The sequence below is a fragment of the Spiractinospora alimapuensis genome (assembly GCF_018437505.1).
Lineage (GTDB): Bacteria > Actinomycetota > Actinomycetes > Streptosporangiales > Streptosporangiaceae > Spiractinospora > Spiractinospora alimapuensis.
Genome location: NZ_CP072467.1, coordinates 697936 through 719906, shown reverse-complemented (window position 1 = coordinate 719906; position 21971 = coordinate 697936). Strand labels below are relative to the sequence as shown.

19 protein-coding genes are annotated in these 21971 nt (G+C 70.2%); 7 read left to right on the top strand and 12 right to left on the bottom strand.

What is annotated here, in order from left to right; translation table 11 throughout:
* Positions 1 to 120: 120 nt before the first annotated feature.
* The 4 genes from pucD to J4H86_RS03345 are packed head-to-tail and all read right to left on the bottom strand — an operon-like array spanning position 121 to position 5247.
* Positions 121 to 2499, bottom strand: coding sequence for a xanthine dehydrogenase subunit D (gene pucD, locus J4H86_RS03360; RefSeq protein WP_236541955.1), 2379 nt, complete (start codon positions 2497 to 2499; stop codon positions 121 to 123).
* Entirely contained in the window at positions 2496 to 3866 is a 1371-nt protein-coding gene (locus J4H86_RS03355; protein ID WP_236541953.1) for an 8-oxoguanine deaminase, read from the bottom strand. The genes pucD and J4H86_RS03355 overlap by 4 nt, the downstream gene beginning before the upstream one ends.
* Entirely contained in the window at positions 3863 to 4390 is a 528-nt protein-coding gene (locus tag J4H86_RS03350; RefSeq protein ID WP_236541952.1) for a (2Fe-2S)-binding protein, read from the bottom strand. The genes J4H86_RS03355 and J4H86_RS03350 overlap by 4 nt, the downstream gene beginning before the upstream one ends.
* Positions 4381 to 5247: an FAD binding domain-containing protein gene (locus J4H86_RS03345; protein ID WP_236541949.1), complete on the bottom strand. Its 867-nt coding sequence runs from the start codon at positions 5245 to 5247 to the stop codon at positions 4381 to 4383. The genes J4H86_RS03350 and J4H86_RS03345 overlap by 10 nt, the downstream gene beginning before the upstream one ends.
* Before the next feature lie 153 nt (positions 5248 to 5400).
* On the opposite strand from J4H86_RS03345, the gene J4H86_RS03340 reads away from it, so the two are divergent.
* The gene (locus J4H86_RS03340) at positions 5401 to 6993 is read left to right on the top strand and encodes a PucR family transcriptional regulator (protein ID WP_236541947.1); all 1593 of its coding nucleotides are present in this window, start codon (positions 5401 to 5403) and stop codon (positions 6991 to 6993) included.
* On the opposite strand, the gene J4H86_RS03335 is transcribed toward J4H86_RS03340, so the two are convergent.
* Positions 6972 to 7448: an NUDIX domain-containing protein gene (locus tag J4H86_RS03335; RefSeq protein ID WP_236541945.1), complete on the bottom strand. Its 477-nt coding sequence runs from the start codon at positions 7446 to 7448 to the stop codon at positions 6972 to 6974. The genes J4H86_RS03340 and J4H86_RS03335 overlap by 22 nt on opposite strands.
* A gap of 81 nt (positions 7449 to 7529) precedes the next feature.
* On the opposite strand from J4H86_RS03335, the gene J4H86_RS03330 reads away from it, so the two are divergent.
* Positions 7530 to 8348 carry an APH(3'') family aminoglycoside O-phosphotransferase gene (locus tag J4H86_RS03330; RefSeq protein WP_236541944.1) on the top strand — a complete coding sequence of 273 codons (819 nt, stop codon included), beginning with the start codon at positions 7530 to 7532 and terminating at the stop codon, positions 8346 to 8348.
* A 51-nt stretch (positions 8349 to 8399) separates the two neighbouring features.
* On the opposite strand, the gene J4H86_RS03325 is transcribed toward J4H86_RS03330, so the two are convergent.
* Positions 8400 to 9302, bottom strand: coding sequence for a LysR family transcriptional regulator (locus tag J4H86_RS03325; RefSeq protein ID WP_269134523.1), 903 nt, complete (start codon positions 9300 to 9302; stop codon positions 8400 to 8402).
* Positions 9303 to 9438: 136 nt separating this feature from the next.
* Here J4H86_RS03325 and J4H86_RS03320 point away from each other — a divergent pair, with 136 nt between their 5' ends.
* From J4H86_RS03320 to J4H86_RS03305, 4 genes are all read left to right on the top strand, one after another.
* A complete protein-coding gene (locus tag J4H86_RS03320; protein ID WP_236541941.1) occupies positions 9439 to 12900 on the top strand; it encodes a bifunctional proline dehydrogenase/L-glutamate gamma-semialdehyde dehydrogenase in 3462 nt (1153 codons plus the stop codon).
* 93 nt (positions 12901 to 12993) lie between these two features.
* Entirely contained in the window at positions 12994 to 14529 is a 1536-nt protein-coding gene (gene putP / locus J4H86_RS03315; protein ID WP_236541939.1) for a sodium/proline symporter PutP, read from the top strand.
* 377 nt (positions 14530 to 14906) lie between these two features.
* Positions 14907 to 15101, top strand: coding sequence for a hypothetical protein (locus J4H86_RS03310; protein ID WP_236541937.1), 195 nt, complete (start codon positions 14907 to 14909; stop codon positions 15099 to 15101).
* 104 nt (positions 15102 to 15205) lie between these two features.
* Positions 15206 to 15487, top strand: a complete 282-nt coding sequence (locus J4H86_RS03305; protein ID WP_236541935.1) for a hypothetical protein — start codon at positions 15206 to 15208, stop codon at positions 15485 to 15487.
* Between the two features lie 19 nt (positions 15488 to 15506).
* Here the strand turns inward: J4H86_RS03305 and J4H86_RS03300 are convergent, their stop codons facing one another.
* Positions 15507 to 16379 carry a helix-turn-helix domain-containing GNAT family N-acetyltransferase gene (locus tag J4H86_RS03300; RefSeq protein ID WP_236541934.1) on the bottom strand — a complete coding sequence of 291 codons (873 nt, stop codon included), beginning with the start codon at positions 16377 to 16379 and terminating at the stop codon, positions 15507 to 15509.
* A gap of 145 nt (positions 16380 to 16524) precedes the next feature.
* Between J4H86_RS03300 and J4H86_RS03295 the strand changes: the two genes are divergently transcribed.
* Positions 16525 to 17103, top strand: a complete 579-nt coding sequence (locus J4H86_RS03295; protein WP_236541932.1) for an HhH-GPD-type base excision DNA repair protein — start codon at positions 16525 to 16527, stop codon at positions 17101 to 17103.
* A gap of 38 nt (positions 17104 to 17141) precedes the next feature.
* Here J4H86_RS03295 and menE read toward each other — a convergent pair whose 3' ends face one another.
* The 5 genes from menE to J4H86_RS03270 are packed head-to-tail and all read right to left on the bottom strand — an operon-like array spanning position 17142 to position 21969.
* A complete protein-coding gene (gene menE, locus J4H86_RS03290; protein WP_236541929.1) occupies positions 17142 to 18650 on the bottom strand; it encodes an o-succinylbenzoate--CoA ligase in 1509 nt (502 codons plus the stop codon).
* On the bottom strand, positions 18643 to 19683 hold the full coding sequence (locus J4H86_RS03285) for a branched-chain amino acid ABC transporter permease (RefSeq protein ID WP_236541927.1): 1041 nt from the start codon (positions 19681 to 19683) through the stop codon (positions 18643 to 18645). Before J4H86_RS03285 ends, menE begins: the two co-directional genes overlap by 8 nt.
* Entirely contained in the window at positions 19680 to 20540 is an 861-nt protein-coding gene (locus J4H86_RS03280; protein ID WP_236541926.1) for a branched-chain amino acid ABC transporter permease, read from the bottom strand. The genes J4H86_RS03285 and J4H86_RS03280 overlap by 4 nt, the downstream gene beginning before the upstream one ends.
* Complete coding sequence (locus tag J4H86_RS03275; RefSeq protein ID WP_236541923.1) at positions 20537 to 21205, bottom strand: ABC transporter ATP-binding protein; 669 nt, start codon at positions 21203 to 21205, stop codon at positions 20537 to 20539. The genes J4H86_RS03280 and J4H86_RS03275 overlap by 4 nt, the downstream gene beginning before the upstream one ends.
* Positions 21202 to 21969: an ABC transporter ATP-binding protein gene (locus J4H86_RS03270; RefSeq protein ID WP_236541920.1), complete on the bottom strand. Its 768-nt coding sequence runs from the start codon at positions 21967 to 21969 to the stop codon at positions 21202 to 21204. The genes J4H86_RS03275 and J4H86_RS03270 overlap by 4 nt, the downstream gene beginning before the upstream one ends.
* Positions 21970 to 21971 lie beyond the last annotated feature (2 nt).

Genomic DNA, 21971 nt, shown 5'->3' with positions numbered 1-21971 from the left:
TTGTGCACAGTGCCGAGGTTGACGGGCCGACCGTCGAGGATCCCTTCCTCGCCTAGTGCTCCCCGCGTGAGCGCCGATCATCGGGCTGGTCACGCGGGGAGCGCACGGAAACCGCCCCGGTCACTCCGGTTCGGGCACGCCTGTGATGTCCTCCGGGCGCACCGGGGCGCGGGTCAGGGCCCGGCCGGTGGCGGCGCGCACCGCGGCGACCACCGCGGGGGTGGAGGACAGGGTGGGCGGCTCGCCCGCCCCGCGTAGGCCGTAGGGAGCGTTGGGGTCGGGGTGTTCGAGTACCTCCACGCGCATGGGTGGGGTGTCCAGGATGGTGGGGATCAGGTAGTCCGTGAAGGACGGGTTCTGGATCTTGCCCGAACTGACCTGGATCTCCTCCATGAGTGCCAGGCCCAGCCCCTGGGTGGAACCGCCCTGGATCTGGCCGAGGAGCTGGCGGGGGTTGAGCACCCGCCCCACGTCCTGCACCGCGTCCAACGCCACGACCTTGACCAGGCCCAGCTCGGTGTCGACGTCCACGACGGCCCGGTGGACGCACATACCGAACTGCGTGTGGGAGTCCCCCTGGCCAGTGGTGGGGTCCAGGGCGGAGGTGGGGCGATGCCGGAACTCCCGGGTCTCCTCCACGACCTCGCCGTCCAGCACCGTGGCGATGTCCACCGGCGCCGACCCGTCCGGGCCGTACATCCGATCGCCACCGAGTCGTACGCCGCCGGTGGGCGTGGCGAGCGGAAGGTGGCCCTTGGCCCGCGCGAGATCGGCGAGACGTTCGCGGACCGCTGAGCAGGCGGCGCGCACGGCGCCGCCGGTCACGTAGGACTGGCGGGAGGCCGATGACGAACCCGCCGAGCCGACGCTGGTGTCGGCCGGGAGAACGGTCACCTCCTCGACGCCGAGCTCGGTCCTGGCGATCTGCGCCTGGATCGTGACGAGTCCCTGACCGACCTCCACCGCGGCGGTGTGTACGAAGGCGACGGGACGCCCCGCCACCACCTCGAGCCGGACGCGGGCGGTGGAGTAGTCGTCGAACCCCTCCGAGAAGCACAGGTTCTTCAGGCCGACCCCGTAGCCCACACCGCGCACGACGCCCTCGCCACGCGTGGTTCCCCCCACGCCGCCGGGAAGAGCCAGCGGGCCGGTCTCGGTCTCGGCGGGTGGCATAGGGAGCGCGGCGCAGCGTCGCAGCATCTCCGCCATGGGCAGTGGCGCCTCGATCTTCTGTCCGGTGATCACCTGTGAGCCCTGGGACATGGCGTTGCGCACCCGGACCTCCACGGGATCCAGTCCCAGGGCCTCGGCGAGGCGGTCCATCTGCGACTCGTAGCCGAAACACGCCTGGACCGCGCCGAAGCCGCGCATCGCTCCACACGGCGGGTTGTTGGTGTAGACGCCGTAGGCGTCCATTCGCGCGTTGGGGATCTCGTAGGGGCCGAGCCCGAGGCTGGAGGCCACGCCCACCACCGCGGGCGTCGCGGAGGCGTAGGCGCCTCCGTCGACGATGATCTCGCAGGTGGCGTAGAGGAGTGTGCCGTCGTTCAGCGCGCCGTGTTCGTAGCGCATGGTGGCCGGGTGTCGGTGGACGTGGCCGAAGAAGGACTCCTCCCGGTTGTAGACGAACTTGACCGGTCGGTTGGTGCGCAGCGCGAGCATGCAGGCGTGGATCTGCATGGAGAGGTCCTCGCGGGCACCGAACGCGCCCCCCACACCGGCCAGGGTGATGCGGACTTTGTCCTCGGTGAGTGCGAGGCACGGTGCGATCTGGCGTTGGTCGACGTGCAGCCACTGGGTGGCGACGTAGAGGTCGACCCCGCCGTCGGCGGCGGGGACCGCCATCCCGGACTCCGGCCCGAGGAAGGCCTGGTCCTGCATGCCGACCTCGTACTCGCCGGTCACGACCACGTCGGCGGCCGTGCGGAGATCCTCGATCGGGTCGCCGTCCAGGAACGCGCCGGTGCGGATGGGCTGGTAGCGCACCCGGTTCCCCTCCGAACGGTGCGCCGGTTCGGCGTCGACCGTTCCCGGGCGGTGCACGGTCGGGGCGGTCGGGTCGAACGCGGCGGTCCGCGGGTCGGTGACCGGGGGCAGCACCTCGTAGTCGACCTGGATGCGTTCCACGGCCCTGCGCGCGGTCTCGGGGTGGTCGGCGGCCACGACGGCGACGGGTTCGCCACGGTAGCGGACCCGATCCTCGGCGAGGACGGGTTGGTCCTGTCGTTCCAGGCCGTAGCGTTTCGCGCCCGGCACGTCCTCATGAGTGAGGACGGCGTACACGCCGGGCACGCGCACCGCGTCGGTGATGTCGATTCCGGTGATGACCGCGTGGGGGTGCGGGCTGCGCAACGTGGCGCCCCACAGCATGTCGTCGTGCCAGAGATCGGAGGAGTAGGCGAACTCTCCGGTCACCTTCGGTGTGCCGTCGGGGCGTGGCGCGTCGGCGCCCACGCCGTTGGCGGTGGTGGGTCCGCTGGCGACGCTCGTGGTGGTCATGGCGTCTTCCTGGTGGTCGGTTCGTTCATGGCATCGTGCGCGGCGCGTCCGGCGCGGGCCGCGGCGGCGGAGGAGACGGTCACCGGTTCTCCGGCGGAGACGACGGTGCGCCCACCCACGAGGAGCCGCTCCAGTGGGGGTGGCGGGCCGAACACCAGCGCGGTAACCGGGTCGGCGACGCTGTCGTGGCCGAAGCCGTCGACGCGCCACAGGGCGATGTCGGCGAGTTTGCCGGGTTCCAGGGAGCCGAGGTCCGTGCCCCGGCCGAGGCACCGCGCGCCGCCCAGCGTGGCCAGTTCCAGCGCCTGGCGTGCGGTGAGCGCCTGTGGGCCGCGGCGGGCGCGCGCCATCAGGACCGCCTGGTGCATCTCGCCGGCCAGCCCGGTGAGCTCACTGGACGCCGGACCGTCCACCCCCAGCCCGACGGGGACACCAGCGTCCAGGAGTTCGGGGACGCGGCAGATCCCCACACCCAGACGCCCGTTGGACGTGGGGCAGTGGGCCACCGCGGTCCCGGTGGCTCCCAGCACCGCGACGGCGTCGTCAGCGAGGTGGACGGCGTGGGCCAGCCACACGTCCTCGCCGACCCAGCCGAGTTTCTCCGCGTAGCTCACGGGGGTGACCCCGAACTCACGCAGGCACTGCTGTTCCTCGTCCTCGGTCTCCGCCAGATGGGTGTGCATCCGCACCCCACGGTCGCGGGCGAGGGCCGCGGTCTGGGTCATGAGGTCGCGGCTGACGGTGAAGGGGGAGCAGGGCGCCACACTGACCCGGACCATGGCGTCGGCCGCCGGGTCGTGGTGGAGGTCGATGGCCTCCGTGGTGGCCTCCAGCGCCTCGCTCAGCGTCTCCACGACGTCGTCGGGCGGGAGTCCCCCGTCCGTCTCTCCACGGTCCATGGATCCGCGTGCCAGGTCGACGCGGACCCCCACGGCGCGGGCCGCGTCCACCTGGGCGGCCGTGATCTCCGCCGCGGTGCGTCGGCCGCCGGGGTAGAGGTAGTGGTGGTCGGAGGCCGTGGTGCAGCCGGACAGGGCGAGCCACGTCAGACCGGCGGTGGTGGTTTGGTGCACGATCGTGGGGTCCAGCCGTGCCCACACGGGATACAGCGTGGTCAACCACTCGAACAGTGTCCCGTCGGTGGCGAGTCCCTGCGTCGCCCACTGGAAGAGGTGGTGGTGGGTGTTGACGAGCCCCGGGGTGGCCAGGCATCCGGAGCCGTCGACGTACTCGGCGTGGGGGAGTGGTGGGGCGGGTCCGGCCGCGACGGTGGTGATGCGGCCGTCGACCACCACGATGTGACCCGACACGTGCTCCTGGCCCCGCACCGGCGCGATATGGGCTCCGTCGACGACGAGGGTGCTCATCGCGGCTCTCCGTTGGCGGACGGCGTCGCGGTGCGTTCGGCGGCGAGGCGTACGGCGTTCATGATGGCGTCGTACCCGGTGCAGCGGCACAGGTTTCCGGCCAGCGCCTCGCGGATCTCCCCGTCGGAGGGGATGGCCCCGGTTCGGGCGGTGGTACGCCGCAGGAGGTCGTCGGCCTGCACCAGTAGTCCGGGTGTGCAGAATCCGCACTGCACGGCACCGGTCTCCAGGAACGCGTTCTGCAGGACGGAGACCTCACCGTCGTCCGCTCCCGAGTCGTCGGCACCGGCCAGTCCCTCCACCGTGCCGATCTCCCGTCCCTCCGCCTGGCCCGCGGCGATGAGGCAGGAGCAGGCCGTCACTCCGTCGAGGTAGACGGTGCAGGAGCCACACTCGCCCTGTTCGCACGCGTTCTTCGTCCCAGGCAGTCCCAGGCGTTCCCGCAACACGTACAGCAGGCTCTCCCCGGGCCAGACGTCGTCGGCGGTGTGCCGTTCCCCGTTGACGGTGAGTGTCAGGCGCATGCGAGCTCCTCACGATAGGTGGTGGTCGCCCACACGGCGCTGCGGCGCGCCAGGACGGCGAGACAGTGGCGGCGGTAGGCGGCGGTTCCGCGCACGTCGTCGATGGGGGAGGAGGCGTCGGCCACCAGCCGGCCGAACTCCTCCAGTGTCCCCGGCGACAGGGAACGGGCCCCGCGCCAGTCGAACTCGGCCGCGAGGAACGCCTGCGCCTCGGGGGCACGTAGGGGAGTGGGGCCGGCCGACCCGATCCCCACACCCACGGTGTGGTCCTCCGGGCGAAGCGCGAGCGCGAACGCGCACACGGCGATCACCATGGCGTTGCGGGTGCCGATCTTCGCGAAGTTCTGCGGTCCGGAGCGCAGGGGCAGCGTCACGGAGCGGATGAGCTCGTCGGCGGCGACGTCCACGCGTTTCGGCCCGAGGTAGAAGTCGCGCGCGGGGACGACGCGGGTGCCGCGCGGCGACTCCAGTTCGATGTCGGCGTCGAGGGCGAGCAGCGGCGGGTGGGAGTCACCCGCGGGGGAGCCGGCCCCGAGGTTCCCGCCGACCGACCCCCGGTTGCGGATCTGCGGCGAGGCGACGGTCCGCGCCGCCTGGGACAGCGCCGGAACGGCGTCACCGAGCCGTTCGACGAGGGTGGTGTAGGTGACGCCGGCGCCGACCCGGACGCGGTCTCCGTCGGTGTCCCACTCGGCGAGCTCGGGAACCCGGGTCAGGTCGAGGAGCGCACCCGGGCGGATCCGGTCGAAGTTGATTTCCACCATGACGTCGGTGCCGCCGAGGACCGGTACGGCGTCGGGGCGCTCACGCCGCATCGTCAGTGCCTCTGACCAGCTATGAGGTCTAAGGAAGTCCATTTGTGAAGTACAACACCACACGCGGCGTGACGCTAGCTACCGAACACATGAAGCCGGGGCGCGTCGAATCCGTGCGATTGGTACTTTCCTCCAAACACCGTGGGGCGCTAGCGTTTGGGGGCGTCGACGTTCACGGCGAAAGGGCGACCACGCATGCTGCTGAGCGAGCTGATCGCCCTCCCACAGCTCGGTCTGCGTGTCCTGGTGGGCATGCGCGACACCCGCCGAACGGTGCGGTCGGTCTACATCACCGACCTTCCCGAACCCGGCCGGTTCCTGCGCGGCGGCGAGTTCGTCCTGACCGGGATGATGTGGCGTTCCACGGCGGCCGACTCCGACCCCTACGTACGGACGCTGATCGCCGCGGGCGCGGCCGCGCTGGGCGCGGGGACGGCGATCGGCGCGGTCCCGGCCGACCTGGTGGCGGCGTGCGAACGGCACGGTCTCGTCCTGGTCGAGGTCCCGGAGGAGGTGTCCTTCACCCGGGTGACCGAGGAGGCGCAGCACCTCCTGCGTACCGGACCCGCGCGCGACCGCGGCCGTGGCGTCATCGCCGAACTGGCGGCCGGCGCGGACTTCGCGACCGTGTTCGGCACGGCGGCACGCGAGGCGGGGCTCGCGGCGTGGGTGATCTCCAGTACCGCGAGGACCATCGCCCACACGGGGGAGGAGCTCGCGCCACGGGACGCGGGCCGGCTGGCGGGCCGCTACGTACGGGACGGCGGGCGCACCCTGCGCGCCCAGCTCCCCGACTCCGGCGAGGACGTCACGCTGCTCCCGGTCCGCACGCGGACGACACACACCCTGACGTCGTGGTTCCTCGCGGTGCGGGGGACATCCCGTGACTGGACCCCGGCCGCGGCGGCGACGGTGGAGGACCTGTTGTCGGCCGCCGTCCTCGCCCGCAGCCGGCTGGAGGACGCCGCGCGGGCGGAGGCCAGACACGCGGGCAGCCTTCCCCGCCTCGTCGATGCCCAACAGGTCGACGACTCCATGGAGATCCTCGACGCCGCCGGGGTGGCGCGGAGCTCGGCGCACGCCGTCGTCAGCGCGCGCATGCTCGGTGCGGCGCGACCCACCGAGCTCCCCCGCCAGTTGCTGGCCGAGATGTTGCCGCCCGGGTCCTCCCGCGTGGTGTGTGGGGGAGCCGAGGCCGTCGCCGTGGTCGCGCTCGACCGTGCCGACGACGCCGCCGAGGAGCTGGCCGCGTCGCTGCGCGAGGCCGCGCGCCCCCTCACGGAGGGACTCACGCGCCACCGTCTCGCGCTGGGAGTGAGCCGCACCGTGGGCGAGCCCGCGTCCCTTCGACGCGGACTGGTGGAGTCACGACACGCCCGCCAACTGGCCGAGTCCAGGACCGGACGGATCGAGGTCGTGGCCGGAGCCGAGATCGACTCCCACGAGCTGTTGTTGGCGGCGGTCCCGGTGGAGGTTCGGTCCTCCTACACCGAGCGGCTGCTGGGACCGGTCGTGTCCTACGACGCCGAGCACCGTTCGGAGCTGGTGACCACTCTGGAACGCTTCCTCGAACACTCGGGCTCCTGGCAACGCTGCGCGGCCGCGATGCACGTCCACGTCAACACCCTGCGCTACCGGGTGGGCCGGATCGAGGAACTCACTGGGCGGGACCTGCGCTCGTTGGAGCACCGGGTGGATCTCTTCCTCGCGCTGCGTCTGCGGCGCGAGGACACGGCGGCGCGGCGCCCCGCCACCGGGGCTCCCGGTCAGCGCGGTGACGCCACGTAGCTCGCCTGGCCGGTCTTGCGCGCCTGGATGGCCGCCTCCAGGCGGGGCGCGATCGAGGGGTGCAGCATGGCCATGGCCCGCTCCGAGGACACGAACGCGAAGTCGTCGAGCTCCTCGTACTGCAGCGTGATGGTCGTGTCGGCCGGGACCGTGCCGCAGTCGAAGACGAACGACACGAACGCGCGCGGCCGTACCCCCGACGGTCCGTTCCAGTGGCAGGCGAGGATCGGCCCGGCGGTGAGTCGCAACCCCACCTCCTCGGCCACCTCGCGTTCGCAGGCGAGGTGCGGCGGCTCGTTCTCCTCGACGACACCCCCGGGCAGGGTCCAGTGCTCCCGGTAGTTGGGATCGACGATCAGCACCCGATCCTGTGGGTCGGTGATCAGGGCGGAGGCGGCGAGGTAGGCCGTGGGAAGCTGAGCGAACCATTCCTCGGGGGGCAGCGGCGCAGTCATGCCTCGCAGGCTAGTTCACCTGGGGCACACGATGGCGCGCACCACGAAAGGTTCGTCCGTCCCGGCGGCTACGGTGGGCCCATGAGCCACCCCCAACCGGACGTCCTCACGGCGGTGAGACACCACTTCCCGGATCGGTCGTGGGAACCGGTGGACCACGGCGAGTCCGGGGCGTCCGTGGTGCGGTCCACCGACGGCCAGGCGTTCGCCAAATGCGTCCCCGCAGCGCGGTCCGCGTCCCTGGCCGAGGAACGCGACCGCACCGAATGGCTCCACCGGCAGGGGATCCCCGCCCCCCGGGTACTGGACTGGTGGGCGGACTCCGACACGGCGTGTCTGGTGCTCGGCGCCGTCCCCGGTGTCCCGGCGAGTGGCCTGACCGCCTCTCGCCTGAGTTCCGCCTGGTCGTCGATCACCGAGGCCGTGGTCCACCTGCACTCCGTTCCGCTCGGAGACTGTCCCTTGTCCCGCGACCTCGCCTCGATGTTCGCCGCCGCGCACGACGTCGTCGCGCGCGGAGCGGTGAACCCGGACTTCCTGCCCGAGGAAGACCGCGCCACGCCGCCGGGGGAGCTGCTCGCCCGCCTGACGCCACAGCGTGGTGAGCGCGCCCGTCAGGAAGTGGCGGAGGCGGTCGTCTGCCACGGCGACCTCTGTCTGCCGAACATCCTCGTCGACCCGGAGACCCACCGGGTGACCGGGTTCGTCGACCTCGGCCGGCTCGGGCGCGCCGACCCCTACGCCGACCTCGCGCTCCTCCTCACCAACGCACGGGAGACATGGCCCGACGAGCGCGACGCCCAGTCCGCCGACCGGGCCTTCGCCCGTGGCTACGGCATCGACCTCGACCACGAGCGCCTCGGGTTCTACCTCGCGCTGGACCCGCTGACCTGGGGGTGACCCCCACCCATCCCGAACCCACGGGGAACCACCACCCGGTGGGGCGTCAGGTCACTCCTGACCACGGGTCGCCTTGACGTCGCCGAAGGCCGAGAGCAGCGCCGCGCGTACCGCCTGGATCGACGGACGGTCGGTGGTGGTGCGCCGGGCCGAGGTGAACAGGACGCGTTGCGCGGGCCCGTCGAGATCCACCAGGTCGACCCCCTGCGTCTGGTGGGACCACACCAGGTCGGGCAGGACACTCACGGCGTGGCCCGCCTGGACGAGGTGGATGTGGATCTCCAGGTCGGCGGAGTCGAAGCGGATGTCCGGCTCGAACCCGGCCGACCGGCACCGTTGGATCGCCCAGGCGCGCGCCGCCGTTCCCCCCGGTTCCATCACCCAGGGCCATTCGCGCGCCTGGGACAGGGTGGTGATGCCCGACCCCGCGGGAACCACGAGCCGCAGGGTGTCGGCGCCCAGCGTGACCCGATCGAGCGGGGGCCGGTGCGCGCGGGTGTAGTCGGAGTACTGTTCGGCGATCACGAGGTCGTAGCCACGTGACTCCAGCTCGCTGAGACCCGCCTCCGGGGGGACGACCGCGGCCTCCAGACGCAGGAGCGGGTGGGTGCTGGCCAGAGTGGTCAACGCACGCGGAAGAAGGGCACGACCGGCGGTCTCCAAAGTCGCGATCCGCACCGTCTCGGGGACGGGGCGCGCGGAGGCCAACTCGCTCTTCACCTGCTCCTCGAGGTCGATCACCTCCGCGGCGTGCCGCGCGATCCGAACCCCGTGGGGAGTCAGACGCAGGCGCCGCCCCTCCGGCTCGAAGAGAGGCACGCCGATCTCGCCCTCGAGCTTCGCGAGCTGCGCGGAGACGGTCGACGGACTGAACTTCAGCAGGTCGGCGACCTCGGTCACAGTCCCGTGACGGTGGAGTTCGTGGAGAAGACGAAGGCGGTGCAGGTCCCACATTGACGTAACCGTTCGTTAAACCCGAATCGTGATCTTCGAAAACTATCGCTTTTCACGAACGGTTGTCGATGTCAGACTCCTTCCATCGGATGTGTCGAGGCGCACACCGGCATACCCGAGGAAAGGACGTACGGCCATGAGCACCGAAAAGACCCAGCAGCCCACCATCGACGACGAACTCGTCGACGAAGCCGTCACACTCGTCCGTCGCTGGATCGACGAGAGCCGCGGCGAACCGGTGGACGCCGCCGCCAAACGTCTGGCGGGCGTCCTCCAGGATCCGAACGGGCTGGCGTTCACCGTGGGTTTCGTCGACGGGGTGGTCCGCCCTGAGGACCACCGGGCCGCCGCCGCGCACCTGCGGACACTGGTGCCGCTCACGCCGCGCTTCCTGCCGTGGGCGATGCGCGCGGCCATCCGGGTCGGGGCCCAGATCGGCCGGGTACTGCCCGGCGTCGTCGTCCCGGTCGCCCGGGCCACGCTGCGCCGCATGGTCCGCCACCTGATCATCGACGCCTCGGACACGAAGCTCGGTCCGGCGATCGAGCGGATCCGCGCGAGCCAGCCCGGTGTGCGGCTGAACGTGAACCTGTTGGGCGAGGCGATCCTCGGCCAGGAGGAGGCGGAACGACGCGTGGAGGGCACCCGGAGCCTTCTCGCGCGGGAGGACGTCGACTACGTCTCGATCAAGGTGTCCTCGACGGTCGCGCCGCACAGCCCGTGGGCCTTCGACACCGCCGTCGCCGAGGCGGTCGACGCGTTGGCGCCGCTGTACCGGCAGGCCAAGACCGCGCCGGGGGGTCCGAAGTTCATCAACCTCGACATGGAGGAGTACAAGGACCTCGACCTCACCCTCGCGGTCTTCACCTCCCTCCTGGACCGCGAGGAGTTCACCGACTTCGAGGCCGGAATCGTCCTGCAGGCGTACCTGCCCGACGCGCTCGCCGCCATGGAACGCCTCCAGGAGTGGGCGACCAGGCGCGTGGACGCCGGGGGAGCGCCCGTCAAGGTCCGTGTGGTCAAGGGCGCCAACCTGCCAATGGAGCGGGTCGACGCCGAGGTCCACGGGTGGCCGCTGGCCACCTGGGGGAGCAAGGAGGAGTCCGACGCCTCCTACAAGGCCGTGCTCGACTACGCCCTACGGCCTGAGCACACCCGAGCCGTGCGCATCGGGGTGGCGGGGCACAACCTGTTCGACCTGGCCCTGGCGTGGCTGCTGGCCGGCCGTCGCGGGTGTCGCGACGGCGTCGACATCGAGATGCTGCTCGGCATGGCCACCGCCCAGGCGGCGGTCGTGCGACGCGACATCGGTGGTCTCCTGCTCTACACCCCCGTGGTGCACCCCCGCGAGTTCGACGTCGCCATCGCCTACCTGGTGCGTCGCCTCGAGGAGGGTGCCTCGTCGGAGAACTTCATGTCGGCGGTCTTCGAGCTCGACCACGACACGTCGCTGTTCGAGCGGGAACGGGACCGGTTCGCCGCCTCGGTCGCGGCCATGCCCGCCAGCACCCCCGAGCCGCACCGGGTGCAGGACCGTACCGTCGAGCAGCCGGCGCATCCCGTCGACCGGTTCGTCAACACCCCGGACACCGACACCGCCCTCGGTGCCAACCGCGCGTGGGGAGCCGGGATCCGTGCCCGCATGCGCGACAGCGACCGTGGCCTGACCACCGCGGCCCAGGGCTGGGTCGAGACCCGCGAGGAGCTCGACGCGTTGGTCTCGGGAACCGTCGCGGCGGGCGACTCCTGGCGTGAGCTGGGACCCGAGGAGCGTGCCCGGATCCTGCACCGGGCCGGTGAGATGCTGCAGCGCCGACGCGCCGACCTGCTGGAGGTCATGGGTTCGGAGTGCGGGAAGGTACTGGAGCAGAGCGACCCGGAGGTCAGTGAGGCCATCGACTTCGCCCACTACTACGCCGAGCTCGGCCGGGCGCTGAACGAGACGCGGGGGGCCCGTTTCGAGCCCAACCGGTTGACCGTGGTCACCCCGCCGTGGAACTTCCCCGTGGCCATCCCGACGGGATCCACCCTCGCCGCCCTGGCCGCCGGGGCGGCGGTGATCATCAAACCGGCGGAGCAGGCCCACCGCTGCGCGGCCGTCATCGTCGAGGCCCTGTGGGAGGCCGGAGTTCCCCGCGACGTGCTGCGTTACGTCCGGCTCAGCGAGCACGACCTCGGCTCCGACCTCATCGCCCACCCCTCCGTGGAGCGGGTGATCCTGACCGGGGCCTACGAGACCGCCGAGCTGTTCCGGTCGATGCGCCGCGACCTGCCGCTCCTCGCGGAGACCAGCGGCAAGAACGCCATCATCGTCACGCCCAGCGCCGACCTCGACCTCGCGGCCCGCGACGTCGCCACCTCGGCGTTCGGCCACGCGGGCCAGAAGTGCTCCGCGGCGTCCCTGGTCATCCTCGTCGGATCCGTCGCCACGTCCGAACGCTTCCGACGCCAGCTCCTCGACGCAGTGCGGTCCCTGCACGTGGGGCCGCCGTGGGACGAGCGGTCGCAGGTCGGGCCGATCGTCGAACCCGCCTCGGGCAAGCTCCTCTCCGCCCTGACGACCTTGGGACCGGGGGAGTCGTGGGTCCTGGAGCCGGAACGGCTGGACGACAGCGGGATGTTGTGGCGTCCCGGCATCCGTGAGGGGGTGCGGCCGGGGTCGGAGTACCACCTCACGGAGTACTTCGGACCCGTCCTCGGGATCATGACCGCCGAGACCCTCGACGAGGCGATCGGTTGGGTCAACCAGATCGAGTACGGTCTGACCTCGGGTCTGCACGCCCTGGACGAGACCGAGATCCAGCGGTGGCTGGGCTCCGTGGAGGCCGGGAACGTCTACGTCAACCGGGGCATCACCGGCGCCATCGTGCAGCGCCAGCCTTTCGGCGGGTGGAAGAAGTCCGCGGTCGGACCGGGGACGAAGGCCGGTGGCCCCAACTACCTCAAGGCCTTCGGAACCTGGAGCGATGAACCGGTCGACGCCACCCCCACCGATGACGCGCTGAGCCGCGACATCCTGGATGTCGCCGAATCCCTCGGTGTCGAGGACGCGGACCGGGCGTGGTTGGCCGGGGCCCTGTCCTGCGACGCCGAGGCCCGAGCCACGGAGTTCGGCGTCGTCAGTGACGCCACCGGCCTGATCCACGAACACAACGCCCTGCGCTACCACCCGGTGCCCGTCACCATCCGCGCCGAAGGCGCGCGTGTCGTCGAGCTGCTGCGTGTCGTCGCGGCCGCGGCCCGCGTCGGTGGCCCGTTCACCGTCAGCACCAGCGAACGGCTACCGAAGGAACTGGCCGCCTACCTGGCCGGAGTCGGTGCCGAGGCGCGGGTCGAGGAGGGCGAGCGGTGGCACGCGCGCTGCGTGGCGCTCGCCCAGAGCGGCGGCCGCGTACGCTTGGTCGGTGCCGACGCCGACGAGGTCGTCACCGCGACCGACGGGTCACCGGCGCTCGCCGTCTATGGTGGCGAGGTCGTCTCGGCCGGTACTGTCGAGCTCCTACCCTTCCTGCGCGAGCAGGCCGTCTCGATCACCGCGCATCGTTTCGGCACGCCACAGCGCTACGACATCCCCCCTGTACTTCCGCAGCATGTCTAGGCAACTCATCATCGCCAAGGAACGCCTCGCCGCACAGAAGCACTGGCCTCGGGGGATCTTCCATCGTTTCACCACCCATTGAAGGGGACCACGATGTCCGACCAGACCTACCAGGTCATCGCGCTTCTTGTGTATTTCGGCGTGATGATCGCGATCGGGTATTACGCCTATCGCCAGACCACTGACCACGAGGGCTATATGCTCGCGGGTCGCAAGCTGCCCCCGTGGACGGCCGCCCTGAGTGCCGGCGCCTCGGACATGTCGGGCTGGCTCATGATGGGCCTGCCCGGGGCGATCTACGCGGCTGGTCTGATCGAGGCGTGGATCGCCATCGGTCTGACGATCGGCGCCTATCTGAACTGGCGCTTCGTCGCACCGCGGCTGAGGTCCTACACGGAGATCGCCAAGAACTCGATCACGATCCCGTCGTTCTTCGAGAACCGACTGCATGACCGGTCCCGGGCCCTGCGGGTCGCCTCCGGTGCGATCGTGCTGGTCTTCTTCACGTTCTACGTGTCCTCAATGATGGTCGCCGGCGGTGAGTTCTTCCAGCTCGCCTTCGGCACCAACTACATCACCGGCATGTTGATCGTGGCGGCCGTGACCTTGGTCTACACGTTGATCGGTGGATTCCTCGGTGCCTCCCTGACCGACGTGGTCCAGGGAACTCTGATGCTGCTCCTCCTGCTCGTCGTCCCGGTGATCGTCGTCTTCGCCGTGGGTGGGCTGGGCGACACCGCCGCTGCCATCCGCGAGGTCGACCCCTCCCGTCTGTCGTTCTTCGGTGGAGCCGGGCTGACCGCCGCTACGGCGGTGGGCGTCATCTCCGCGCTCGCGTGGGGCCTCGGCTACTTCGGACAGCCGCACATCATCGTGCGCTTCATGGCCATGCGCGACGCGGCCTCGGCGAAGTCCGCCCGGCGCATCGGCATCGGCTGGATGGTCCTGTCCCTCACGGGCGCCGTCGCCAGCGGTCTCCTCGGCATCGCCTACTTCCACCGCTCCGGTGGCTCCCTCGACAACCCCGAACTCGTCGTGTTGGCGCTGTCGCAGGTGCTGCTGCACCCGCTGCTGGTCGGTTTCGTTTTCGCGGCCGTGCTCGCGGCGATCATGAGCACGGTCTCCAGCCAGCTCATCGTCAGCTCCTCGGCGTTCGTGGAGGACCTGTACAAGGTGTTCGGTCGCGGCGCCTCGGAGCGCACCCTGCTGAACCTGGGCCGGATCTGTGTCCTGATCGTCGCCGTCATCGCCATGGCGCTCGCGATCAACCCCAGCGGCACCATCCTCGAGCTGGTGGCCTTCGCATGGGCCGGGTTCGGGGCCTCGTTCGGTCCCGCCATCCTGTTGTCGCTGTTCTGGCGCAAGCTCACCAACTGGGGCGCGCTCGCCGGAATGGTCGTGGGCACGGTGGTCGTCTTCGTCTGGTCCGCGCTGGACCCCCAGATTCTCGGGGCGAGCCTGTACGAGATCATCCCGGGCTTCATCGCCAACGTCGTGGTCGCCGTGGTGGTCAGCATGCTGACTCACCAGCCCAACGCGCAGCGGGACCGCGAGTTCGACGACGCCGTGGAGATGGCGAACGCCAAGGCGCACGGACCGGCGACGGGGGACATGCAGGTCGAGTCCTGAGCTTCCGCCCCCTCCACGTCGGTCACTCTCGACGACGACCTCGCGGCGCTCCTCGGAAGGGGAGCGCCGCGAGTGTTGTGTGGGGAGGCCAGTGCGAGGAGTCGCGCGTCCGTGGGGAAACGCCGATGGCGCGGTGGATGGCTCGACCGGGTCTCGACTCGGCTCCCTGTTCCTTTATAAATCTACGTTGTAAAGGTGGCGATTTTTGAAACCACCCAACGAAATACTTATATGGCGCGGCTACGCCGCACTCATCACTAAGGCCTCCGGCCCCCTCGACCCCTGAGTTGTCCCTGATTTTGCCTTGGGTTCGTGCATACGTGGACGTGAGGACCGACACTGGAGGCAGGACGAGAGCCGCGTACAGGGGAGGCGGGATGTCTCGAACCGGATGGTGGATCGTTGGTGGAGTCGGCGCGGGGCTGATAGCGCTCTGGTTGATTCCGACGTGGGTCACGGTGCTGGTGGTGCTGGGCGTGTTGGCGGTGCCGGTGGTCGGTTACGCCATGTTGGATCCCTCGCAGCGGCGCAGGTTGCGTCAAGCGGGGCGACGGGGTCAACTGCGCGGCTGAGCTCTTCGCTCTCGCGCCAACGACCGTGGTCGATGGGGTGGCATGGTCGGCCCCCGTTCGGGAACACCTGAGGTATCGGAAGGTACGCGGGGAACGGGGGAGCGATGTCGGTGCAGGACTGGGGCCTTGGTCCTGGCGACGGTCGGTTGGAGACCGACCTCGACGACGACGAACAGGCGACCGAGGTTGACCTCTGGGAGACCTACATCGAGGATCCGCCGGAGGATCCTCCCGACTTCGCGGACGCCGATGTGGCCGAGTCACAGGGTGAGGTCGGCATTACCCAGGAACTGACCTGGGAGACCCGCAAGGGTGAGCGGGACGAGTTGATCCCGTCGCCCGGTTCGGCGGAGCAGGACGCGATGCACTTCACCCGGCGCCCCTGACCCTGCGTCGGGCGAGGCGTCAGTCGGCGGACGGGTCGATCGCCTCGTCAGTGATCGTGGAACGGCGTTCCATCACGATGGTGTCCCGCCAGCGGCCGTGGTGACGCGCGATGCGTTCTCTCACTCCGACGGTGCGGAACCCCGCCGAGCGGTGCAGTGCGAGACTGGCCTTGTTCTCGGGGAAGATCGACGTCTGGAGCGTCCAGAGACCCCCTTTGTCCGCCGCGGTGACCTGCTGGTGGATCAGTGCTTTTCCCACTCCTCGGCCTTGGACGTCGCCCGCGATGTAGATCGAGGTCTCGGCGACTCCCGCGTAGCAGGCCCGGGACGATGTCGGTGTGGCGGCGGCCCACCCCACCACGACGTCGGCGATCTCGGCGACCCACCGATGGTCGGGGAGCCACTTCCGCTCGAGCGTGGCGACGTCGGGGGGTTCCGTTTCGAAGGTGGCGTTCCCCGTGGCGATTCCCTCGGCGTAGATGGCGCGCACCGTGTCGAAGTCAGCTGAGATCATCGGGCGGATCGTGACGTCGGCCGGAAGGTCGGTGGGGCAGCACGGAGTGGTGGCCAACAGGCCGGTGAGCACGTCGATCACGTGGGGGAGTTCCGCCGCGCAGTCGGCGTTGATGGACACGCGGGTCGCGGTGCCGTCCTTGGTGAGGGTGACGCACTCGGCGGTGGACAGCTTGCGCAGGTGGTGGGAGACCGTCGGTTGCCCGATGGCGAGGCGGGAGGCCAGCTCGCCGACGGTGGGAGCGGGGGTCCCCGTGGCCAGGAGGTGGAGAAGTCGCAGGCGCGTGGGGTCGGCGAGGCAGGCGAACCACGCGGCGTACTTCTCGGCGGTGTCCGTGGGGAGCGACGGAGCGGTCGGGTTGGTGGGGTCGACTGCCATGGTGTCATTATCGCCGACGCGGCCGGTTCGATCGACGTGCGGCGATGGTTGTCTCGTGGCGCGATCCTGGCGGGTAGGAGAAGGGGCAGGGGCGACGTGGCGCTATGTCGCGGGGTCGCCGGCGTGAGCTGGGAGGATGGGGAGCATGAGTCGAGCGTTGCATCTCACCGGGGACGCCGAGGCCGATCGGCTGTTGTCCCAGGACCCATTGGCCTTGATGATCGGCATGCTGTTGGATCAGCAGGTCACGATGGAGTCCGCGTTCGCTGGCCCGAAGAAGATCCTGGATCGGTTGGGTTCGTTGCGCGCGGAGGACATCGCGGCGATGGACCCGGAGCGGTTCGCGGACCTGTGTGCCGAGCCTCCGGCGGTGCATCGGTTCCCGGGGTCGATGGCCAAGCGGATCCAGGCGTTGTGTCAGGCGTTGCTCGAGGAGTATGGGGGCGACCCGGAGGTGTTGTGGACGTCCGGGTCCCCGGACGGTCCCGAGGTGTTGCGGCGGCTGCGGGCACTGCCAGGGTTCGGTGCGCAGAAGGCGCAGATCTTCCTGGCGTTGTTGGGCAAGCAGTGGGGCGCCGATATTCCGGGGTGGCGTGAGGCCGCCGGGGACTATGGCCGGGAGGGCTCCCGCCGTTCGATCGCGGACGTGGTGGATGAGAACACCCTGCACGAGGTGCGTGCGGAGAAGAAGCGGTTGAAGGCCGCGGCGAAGAACAAGGGGTGAGTCGCCGCCTGGTTGGGCTGGGCCCAGGGCGGTGACCGTCAGTGGTTGGGTAGTCGGTGTTTCTGGGCCTTGCCGGCGGCGTTGCGGGGGATTTCGTCGATCCGGGTGTAGTGCCGGGGGACTTTGTAGCGGGCCAGTCGCTGGGTGAGGAACGCGGTGAGGTCGTCGGGGGTGGGGTCGCTGTCGCGGTGGGCGACGACGTAGGCCTTGCCGACCTCCCCCCATGCGGGGTCGGGGACGCCGAGGACGGCGCAGTCGGCGACGTCGGGGTGTGCTGTGAGGACGCGTTCGATCTCGGCGGGGTAGACGTTCTCTCCGCCGGAGATGTACATGTCCTTGTACCGGTCGACGATGTAGTGGAAGCCGTCGGAGTCGACGCGGGCGACGTCTCCGGAGTGGAACCAGCCGTCGCGGACGTGGGCGCGGGTCGCTTCGGGGTCGGCCCAGTAGCCCTTCATCACGTTGGGGCCTTGGACGACCACTTCTCCGGGTTCTCCGGTGGCGGGGGGTGAGCCGTCGGGACGGCGGAGTTGGACGTCGGTGAAGAAGGAGGGCTTCCCGGCGGATCCGGTTCGTTGTGCGGCGTCGGCGCCGAGGAACAGTGCTCCGGGGGAGGTTTCGGTCATGCCGTAGCCCTGGAGGAAGGTGAGTCCGCGGTCGGCGTATGTGGTGATGAGGTGTTCGGGGACGGGTGCGCCGCCGCATTCGAGGGTGCGGACGCTGGTGAGGTCGGCGTGGGGCCACTGTGGGTGGTTGGCCATGGCGGCGAACATGGCGGGGACGCCGAACATCCAGGTCACGCGGTGTTCGTGGATGGCGGTGAAGGCGGCTTCGGGGGTGAAGCGGGGCATGATGACGGCCGTTCCGCCTTTGAGGAGGGTGGGCAGGCACGTCATGTTGAGGGCGGCGGCGTGGAAGAGCGGGGCGCTGATGAGGGTGGTGTCGTCGGAGTGGACGTCGACTTCGATGAGGACGTTGAGGCAGTTCCAGGTGACGTTGCCGTGGGTGATCATGGCGCCTTTGGGGTGGCCGGTGGTGCCGGAGGTGTACATGATCATGCAGACGTCATCGTGGGTGACGGGTGTGTCGAGTCGGCCGGTGTGGGGCGTGGTGATGAGGGCGTCGTAGTCGAGCTCTCCGGGGTGGGGATCGGTGAGGGCGATGGTGGTGGTGATCGAGGGTGTGGCCTGGAGGGCGGTGCGGGCGGTGTCGGTGGTCTCGGGTGCGTAGATGAGGGCTCGGGTGCCGGAGTGGTTGAGGATGTGGGCGATTTCGGTGGGGCTGAGGCGGGTGTTGAGGGGGACGAGGATGGCGCCGAGTTGGCCGGCGGCGAAGAGGGTTTCGAGGAGTGCGGGGTGGTTGGGGCCGAGGTAGGCGACGCGGTCTCCGGTGCCCAGGCCGTGGCGTTGGAGGGCGTGGGCGAGGGCGGTCGTGCGTTGGTCGAGGTCTGAGTAGGTGAGGGCGGTGTCTTGGTAGCGGATGGCGGTGGCGTGGGGTGTGAGGCGGGAGCGTCGGTGGGGCCAGGATCCGAGTCCGTCGTTACGCACGGAGGTCACCGCCTTGGGCTGTGGGTTCGGGGTCGGAGTGGGTGGGCTTGTCGGGTGCGGGGGTGAGGCGGGTCTGGATCCTGCGCCGCAGGGTGGGGAAGACGCCGTGGGGGAGGAAGAGGAGGACGGTGATGAGGAGGAGCCCGTAGATGGCGTAGTTGAGGACGGCGGGTGCGTAGTCGGGCATGGCGTCGGTGGTCGCGGCGGTGCCGAGCCAGAAGACGATGATCTTGATGGTGGCCGTTCCGAGGAGTGCGCCCCAGATGGAGCCGAGACCTCCTACGGCGGCCATGACGACGAAGGTGATGGACATCGACACCGGGAACATCTCTGGTGCGAGGTAGCCGACGTAGTAGGCCCACAGGGTTCCGGCGAGGCCGGCGAACGCGGCGGAGAGGGCGAATACGGTCAGTTTGTAGCGGCCCACGGGGATTCCGGCTGATTCGGCCGCGGTTTCGCTGGTCGCCAGGGCGCGGAGTGCGCGGCCGACGCGTGAGTGGATCACGTTGTGGGCGGTGAGGACGACGAGGGCGAGGAGGCCCCAGGACACGAACGCGATGGATTGGTGGTCGGCGAGGGTGATGCCGGCGACGCTGAATCCGGGGATGCCCATGAGGCCGACGCTGCCGCCCAGAGCGTCGATTTGGCGGACCACCACGAGGAAGATCAGGTGCATGGCGATGGTGGCGAACGCCAGGTGATGGCCGTGGAGCCGTAGGAGCGGCACTCCCAGGACGAGGGCGAGGAGCGCCGCGGTGAGGGTTCCGGCGACCATGCCGAGAAGGGGTGGTGCTCCGTTGAGCACGAGGAGCGCCGCGGTGTATCCGCCCATGGCGTAGAACACGGTCTGGCCGAGGGAGACCTGTCCCGCGAATCCCATGAGCAAAGTGATTCCGACGACGACGCAGGCGCTGAGCGCGATGTCGATGTACAGGGCGAGGGAGCCGCGGTTGAGGACGAGGGGGAGCAGGAGTGTGGTCAGGGCCAGGGCGGTGGTGGTGAGGCGGATGAGTGGGAGGGGTGTCTTGGTCACGCCGCCTCCTTGTGCATGGTGGGGCGGCGGGCGGCCTGCCAGATCATGATGGTGATGAGGAAGACGAGGGATCCCAGGGTGGCGTAGGAGGCGTTGCCGTAGGCGCGGATCATGACCTCGGTGATGCCGAGGAGGACGCCGCCGAGGAGCGCGAGGCTGGGTCGGGTGAGGCCGCCGAAGATGGCGGCGGCGAAGCCTCCGACGATGAGGGCGATGTCGGAGTCGAAGGAGATGGGGCGTAGTGGGGCGATGAGGACTCCGGCGACTCCGCCGAGGGTGCCGCCGAGGGCGAAGGCGAGGAAGCCCATGCGGCGCACGTTGATTCCGATGACGCGGGCGGCGTAGGGGTTGTCGGCGCAGGCGGTGAGGGCTTTCCCGGTGTAGGTGCGGGAGAAGAGCAGGCTCAGGACGACGAACACGATGAGGGTGATCGCGATGACGAGCAGGTACTGGCGTTGGAGGGGGACGCCGAGGAGGACGGTGCGTCCCTCGAGGCCGGGCATGCTGCGCGGGTGGTCGCCCCAGATGAGGACTTCGACGGCGTAGGCCAGGAACCCCACGGCGAGGGTGACCAGTAGTGCGGTGAGGGCGGGGGTGCCGGGTTTGCCGAGGGCGACGAGGCCGGTGAGCAGTCCGACGCATCCGGCCACGGTGATGGCGAGGATCTCCGCTGGCCCGTGCCAGATCCCGAGGCCGAGGAGCGAGGTGGCGGTGAGGGCCGCGACGACGGCGAACATGCCCTGGGCGAAGTTGACGACGCCGGTGATGCGGTAGACGGCGACGAGGCCGCTTCCGACGAGGGCGAAGCCGCAGCCGACGGCGATGCCGTTGATGAGGAACATCAGGAAGTTGGTCACGGTCGCTCCCCGGTGTCGCCGCCGAGGTAGGCGCGGGCCACGGCGGAGCTCTCGGCGAGTTCGTCGCAGGGGCCGTGCGCGGCGACGCGTCCGGCCTCCAGGACGTAGGCGCGAGTGCAGAGGGTGAACGCGAGTCGGGCGTTCTGTTCGATCAGTAGGACGGCGGTGCCGTGGCTCCGGTTGAGTTCGCGGAGGTGCGCGGCGAGGTCGGTGACGATCTTGGGTGCGAGGCCCAGGGAGAGTTCGTCGACGGCGATGACGTCCGGTCTGGCCATCAGGGCGCGGCCGATGGCGACCATCTGTTGTTGTCCGCCGGAGAGGGAGCCGGCGCGTTGTGCGGCGATGCGGCGCAGCTCGGGGAGGACCTCGTAGACCGGGCCGGGGTCGCGGTGGGGGAGGCCCCAGGCGCCGAGGGCGAGGTTGTCCTCGACGGACAGTTGCGCGAAGAGTTGTCGGCCCTCGGGGACGTGCGCGAGTCGGCCCTCGACGCGGACCGTTCCGGAGGTGGGGCGCAGGATGCCGGAGAGGGTGTCGACGAGGGTGGTTTTCCCGGCGCCGTTGGGGCCGACGAGCGCGACCATCTCGCCGTGGCCGACGGTGAGGGTCACGTGGTCCAGCGCGGTGGACTGCCCGTGGCGTACGACGAGGTCGCTGACCTGGATCATGGGGTGGGGCTCCCCTCGGCGCCGAGGTAGGCGTTGACGACCTTGGGGTCGGCGCGGATCTCGCGGGGTGTTCCCTGGGCGATGACCTGGCCGAGGTCGATGACGGTGACCTGGTCGGCGAGGCGGGACACGAAGGCGACGTCGTGCTCGACGAGCATGGTGGTCACTCCGGTGTCCTTGAGGTCCTCGATGACGCGGGCCAGGTGGTCGCGTTCGGGGGCGCGTAGGCCGGACGCGGGTTCGTCCAGGAGGAGGAGTCGGGGCTGGGCGCAGACGGCGCGGGCGACCTGCATGGCGCGCTGCTGTCCCAGGGGCAGTGACGCGGCGTCGGCGTCGGCCCAGGGGGTGAGGCCGACGCGGTCGAGTGCCTCCTCGGCGTGGGCGCGGATGTCGCGTTCGGCTCGGAAGTGCGCGGGCAGGCGCAGGGCCGCGGGCAGGAACCCGGCGCGGGTGCGGAGGTGGGCTCCGACCATGACGTTCTCGCGGACGGTCATGTGGCGGAAGATGCGCGCGGCCTGGAACACGATGGCGATGCCGCGGGCGGCGCGGCGGTGGGGTGGGAGCCGGTCGAGGCGGGTGGTGTCCAGGGTGACGGTGCCGGCGTCGGGGGGCAGGTGCCCGGTGATGAGGTTGAAGAGGGTGGACTTGCCGGCGCCGTTGGGGCCGATGATGGCGCGTGTCTCGCCGTGGGTGATGGTGAGGGTGACGTCGCGGACGGCGGGGACACCGCCGAAGGACTTGGAGAGTCCGTCAACGTGCAGCATGG

Excerpts from the sequence above, each read along its gene's own strand:
- pucD (WP_236541955.1), bottom strand. The coding sequence starts at position 2,499 with ATGACCACCACGAGCGTCGCCAGCGGACCCACCACCGCCAACGGCGTG.
- J4H86_RS03355 (WP_236541953.1), bottom strand. The coding sequence starts at position 3,866 with ATGAGCACCCTCGTCGTCGACGGAGCCCATATCGCGCCGGTGCGGGGC.
- J4H86_RS03350 (WP_236541952.1), bottom strand. The coding sequence starts at position 4,390 with ATGCGCCTGACACTCACCGTCAACGGGGAACGGCACACCGCCGACGAC.
- J4H86_RS03345 (WP_236541949.1), bottom strand. The coding sequence starts at position 5,247 with ATGGACTTCCTTAGACCTCATAGCTGGTCAGAGGCACTGACGATGCGG.
- J4H86_RS03340 (WP_236541947.1), top strand. The coding sequence starts at position 5,401 with ATGCTGCTGAGCGAGCTGATCGCCCTCCCACAGCTCGGTCTGCGTGTC.
- J4H86_RS03335 (WP_236541945.1), bottom strand. The coding sequence starts at position 7,448 with ATGACTGCGCCGCTGCCCCCCGAGGAATGGTTCGCTCAGCTTCCCACG.
- J4H86_RS03330 (WP_236541944.1), top strand. The coding sequence starts at position 7,530 with ATGAGCCACCCCCAACCGGACGTCCTCACGGCGGTGAGACACCACTTC.
- J4H86_RS03325 (WP_269134523.1), bottom strand. The coding sequence starts at position 9,302 with ATGTGGGACCTGCACCGCCTTCGTCTTCTCCACGAACTCCACCGTCAC.
- J4H86_RS03320 (WP_236541941.1), top strand. The coding sequence starts at position 9,439 with ATGAGCACCGAAAAGACCCAGCAGCCCACCATCGACGACGAACTCGTC.
- putP (WP_236541939.1), top strand. The coding sequence starts at position 12,994 with ATGTCCGACCAGACCTACCAGGTCATCGCGCTTCTTGTGTATTTCGGC.
- J4H86_RS03310 (WP_236541937.1), top strand. The coding sequence starts at position 14,907 with ATGTCTCGAACCGGATGGTGGATCGTTGGTGGAGTCGGCGCGGGGCTG.
- J4H86_RS03305 (WP_236541935.1), top strand. The coding sequence starts at position 15,206 with ATGTCGGTGCAGGACTGGGGCCTTGGTCCTGGCGACGGTCGGTTGGAG.
- J4H86_RS03300 (WP_236541934.1), bottom strand. The coding sequence starts at position 16,379 with ATGGCAGTCGACCCCACCAACCCGACCGCTCCGTCGCTCCCCACGGAC.
- J4H86_RS03295 (WP_236541932.1), top strand. The coding sequence starts at position 16,525 with ATGAGTCGAGCGTTGCATCTCACCGGGGACGCCGAGGCCGATCGGCTG.
- J4H86_RS03275 (WP_236541923.1), bottom strand. The coding sequence starts at position 21,205 with ATGATCCAGGTCAGCGACCTCGTCGTACGCCACGGGCAGTCCACCGCG.
- J4H86_RS03270 (WP_236541920.1), bottom strand. The coding sequence starts at position 21,969 with ATGCTGCACGTTGACGGACTCTCCAAGTCCTTCGGCGGTGTCCCCGCC.